This is a genomic window from Kocuria sp. CNJ-770, from assembly GCF_001942375.1.
Classification (GTDB): domain Bacteria; phylum Actinomycetota; class Actinomycetes; order Actinomycetales; family Micrococcaceae; genus Kocuria; species Kocuria oceani.
This window is the reverse complement of record NZ_MKJW01000027.1, coordinates 1-4,090: the sequence shown is the minus strand read 5'-3', so window position 1 is coordinate 4,090 and position 4,090 is coordinate 1. Positions and strand designations below refer to the sequence as shown.

General features: G+C 57.5%; 3 protein-coding genes. 1 reads left to right on the top strand and 2 read right to left on the bottom strand.

Going from position 1 to position 4,090, the window contains the following annotated elements; genetic code table 11:
* The coding region (locus tag BJF77_RS01405) for a class I SAM-dependent DNA methyltransferase (RefSeq protein ID WP_187347235.1) at window positions 1-1,623 on the top strand (1,623 nt) is incomplete at its 5' end.
* 226 nt (window positions 1,624-1,849) lie between these two features.
* Here the strand turns inward: BJF77_RS01405 and BJF77_RS19835 are convergent.
* Complete coding sequence (locus BJF77_RS19835) at window positions 1,850-2,392, bottom strand: hypothetical protein (RefSeq protein ID WP_139318384.1); 543 nt, start codon at window positions 2,390-2,392, stop codon at window positions 1,850-1,852.
* Window positions 2,393-2,624: 232 nt separating this feature from the next.
* A partial coding sequence (locus tag BJF77_RS19830) for an ATP-binding protein (protein WP_222844941.1) occupies window positions 2,625-4,090 on the bottom strand: 1,466 nt, incomplete at its 5' end.

The window sequence follows — 4,090 nt, the reverse complement described above, 5'->3', positions numbered from 1 at the left end:
AAAAACGTGGAGCAACAAGGTCAGTTCCACTACGTGGCGACGTCCAACTTCATGGGCATGGACGTGAACTCCTTCGCCGTCGAAGTGGCGAAGGTGACCATGATGATCGCCACCAAGCTCGCCACCGATGAACTCCACGACCTCTACGAGGTGTTGCCACTGGAAAGCATGGATGACGCCATCCGTTGTGCTGATGCCCTATTCACCCCCTGGCCGGAGGCAGACGTCATCATCGGCAACCCGCCCTACATCGGTCGACGAAAAATCGTTGCTGAGCTCGGTGCTGCCTACTCCAGCATGCTGCCGAAAGTCCACCCTGCTGTCTCTGGAGTCAGCGACTTCGTCTGCTACTGGTTCCCCTTAGCCCACGATCGGCTGAAGGCAGGCGGACGAGCCGGTTTCGTCGCCACGAACACAATCCGCCAGAACGAATCGCGGGTCTCGTCATTGGACTACGTCGTCGACCATGGGGGAACGATCTTTGAGGCCGTCGACTCCCAACCCTGGTCAGGCGACGCCGCCGTTCACGTGTCCATCGTCAACTGGATCAAGGGTGAGTGGGATCAGCCGCGCGTGCTGTGGCTCAACGAAGGTGACCTGCGGCTAGAAACGGACCAAATTCACTCTTCCCTGAAGGCCACAATCGACGTCCGACAGGCCGGAAAGCTGACAGCCAACACCAAGCCCAAGCGCATCTTCCAGGGACAAACACCAGGGGACGCGAAGGGCTTCGTCATCAACCAAGCCGCCCGTGATGAACTCATCGCAGCCGGCGAGGGCGCCGTCATCCATGAATGGATTGCAGGGGGAACCGATCTCATCAACGGGAAGCCGCGGTCCTACGTCATCGACATCCCCGAAGACGACCTCACCCTGGCCACCACGCGCTACCCCAAAACAATGCAACGGTTGCGCGAGATGGTCATGGGCCCGCGCCTGGCTGATGCTGCACGCCAGGCCCAGGAGAACGCGGCAATCCTTGCATCAAATCCCAGGGCTCGCGTCAACACTGACAAGATCGGGCGGGCCGAATACTGGTGGCGACACCATCGCCGGCGCGCAGAGATGATCGCCGCTTTCGAGGACTTGGACCACTACCTCGGGATTGGACGGGTCACCACTCCCACCCGGCGAATGATCGTCGTGCCTGTACCCACGCACGTGCGCCCAGGCGATCTGGTGTCAGTGGTGGCCCTGGACGATACCTATAGTTTCGGCGTGGTGTCGTCCAGCATCCACAAGGCATGGCTGGACGTTCGTTGCTCCACGCTAGGGGTAGCCAACCGATACACCTCCTCCACAGTGTGGGACACATTCCCTTGGCCTCAAGCACCGACTGCCGCCCACATCGACGCTGTAGAAGCTGCCGCACAAAAGGTCCTCGATGTCCGTCAGGAACTTCTCGAGGCTGGATCAACTCTGGAGCAGATGTACAACGCCATCCGCGTCGAAGGCCGAAGCACTCTGCGGTCCGCGCACGAAATCCTGGATGCTGCTGTGTTGAACGCGTACGGATTCGACCCCGAAGCCGACATCGTCGAGCAACTGTTCGCGCTGAACCGCACCATTGCTGCCGACGAAGTCGTAGCTCGAGGACCTGGCCGGCCAGTTCCCGCTGCTTGAAAAAGCCACCCCCGGTGTCGACTGCTCTCACTATTTCCCTGCAACATCCCGCCGGGTGGGTGTTAGAGAGCATGAGCATTACGGGAGTAATGTCCAGTGCATGGCAATGACAGGGGCATAAAGAGCCTCGATATGTCCCCTAGCTTCACCGAGCATGTCGTCAGTACTTATGACCCACGGTAAATTCGTTATGAAGTTGCTTAAGGCAGTTGGGGAAGTAAGATATTCAGCGCGTATTGATGTTGGCGAGTTTATTTAGTTTGCTGAGTAACATCAGATTGGCGGCTCGGTCGTCGGTCATTCGTTCCACATCCTCAGCGGTAAGCGACTTCCCGGCCTTTTGGATACGTTTAATGTCTTCCTGCGGCATTGGATACCGTGGCAATGGAGCGTAGGTCTCGGCTCCTATGGGGGTAGAGGAGGTGAGTACCCTAACATTCACTCCGTTTTCATTAACCAGTCCCAAGTGCGTGATCTCCATGTCATCCCAGTCGATGCCCACTACGCAGTATTTGGAGTTGCCCAGATCGCGGGCGCCGGTGGGATCGAAAGTAGTGATCTTGGCGGTGAAGGACAGACCGCCAAAAGTGCGGAACAAGCCCAGCAGTTTGACCTTCTTGAGCACCCAGCCCTTACTCTTAGTTTCTTTCGTGATGCCTAGAACCATTTCCTCGATTTGCTTCTCGACATGTGAATCGACGAGTAGTGTCTGAGGGGTTACGTCGAAAATTCCATCGGCGGTGCTAAGATTTAGCCACACCGCGAGCATTTGAGGATCTCCGGGGGAAAACGCAGAGAGGCCAGGGGTCTGGAATTCTGCAAACCCATGAACGGTGATGAATCGTCGCCGTTCCGCCTCGAGGAAAGATTTTCCTTGACCGTAAGGAGGTGCTGCTCAATTAGCTTTTTGCGCACCTCGGCGATGTTGGCGGAAAGAAGGGAGTTGATGGACGACAAGATTCTCCTTATATCGGGTAAAGGGATGTTGATCGAGGCAAATTCTAGATTAAATCGTTGTCTTCGATTTCGGTAACTTGTTCTCCGGAAGTTCCTTGCCAGCCAGCGACTATCCGATCAATGTGCAATGGCAATTCTGTAAGCCTGCTGGCGTCGGACCAGGTACTAAGAAAGTTTGGGTCGTTGCTCTTGGGTGGGTTGTCGACGTCTCGGATTCGAACCGCTACTGGAACGCCGGTGCTGACACCGGTGACTAGTGCGTGCTGTTGGGCGAGGCCGGGTAGCTGGTCCAGCAAGGCGCGTGAGCTGAGTGCCGTGGCATGCCGTAGAAGATTTTGGTCTGCCTCGTGCGTGAGTCGGTGCGCGACAACGGTGCCGCACTGTGCCACGACGGTTTCGCTTAATTCGCTGGGACGCTGGCTTGCGAGCAATAGCGAAAGGCCGAACTTCCGCCCCTCCTTGGCGATACGTTCGAATACGGCGGTTGATCTCGTGCCGACTCCGTTGGAATCCCGGCGGGCAGGGATGAATCGATGGGCTTCCTCGAGAACGAGTAGCACGGGGTGGGCTGCGCGCGGGTCGCTGCGCACGGCAAAGTCAAACAGGATCCGTCCGAGTAGGGCAGTGACGTTCTCGAGCACGTCGCTGGCCACCAGGCTCAAGTCGAAAATTGTTACCGATGGGCCCTCATCGTGCGTTTCGGCTTGTTTGGCATAGAGGTTGGCAGCAGGCCAGTCTGAGTCTGTGGTCGCTTGTCTGGGGTCTGCTCCCATGAGCAGTCGCAGGTAGCTGCCGAGCGGGTCGTGGTGGTTTTCCACTCGAGTCATGAAATCGTATCGGCCGTCGGCTAAAAGGCGGCTCAGGCGCATTTGGAGCGTTGCGACGTAGCCGGCGATCTTATTGTCGTTGGCCTGCTCGATCTGGATGCGGTTGGGGAGGAAGAAGTCGCACAGTTGCTGCAGGGAGTAGTGCACGGGGGCGTCAAAGTCAGGTGCAGTCTCGGCGCTGCCCATCCCTAGCTTTCCAAACGCATCAGAGATCTGGACGCGAAGTTCATGGAACAGTTGATTTAAGACGTCCTTCTGCCCTGCGGTGAGCTTGGACCACATCGCTGTGCCTACTTGCGCTGCCACGATTGCCGCATTTGTGTGTTCGAGCATCGATATCCACTGAGATCTGCACGGACCGTCCGAGCTGGCCTGTTTAGCCATAAGGTCTCGCATTGATCGGAGCTGACGCTCGGTTGGTTGCTCCGCGTTTTTCTCAAGGTAAAGTTGCTCGATCGCCGTGATGGTGTTCTGGACGATCTGAAGTCTGGAGACGTCTTGCTGAGTTGAGGAGGAGACGGCGCGGGCGTCGGCGATGGAGCGTTGGAGGATGGGTGCTTGCACTCCTTCTCCCGCGCGGAGGAGTGCGAGTTTTTCCTCGTTGTTCATAAACCAGTGGGGCAGGAAGAGTCCTTCGCTGGCTCCAAGTTGGGGGCCAAGGACGACGGTGCGGGTGGCACGAC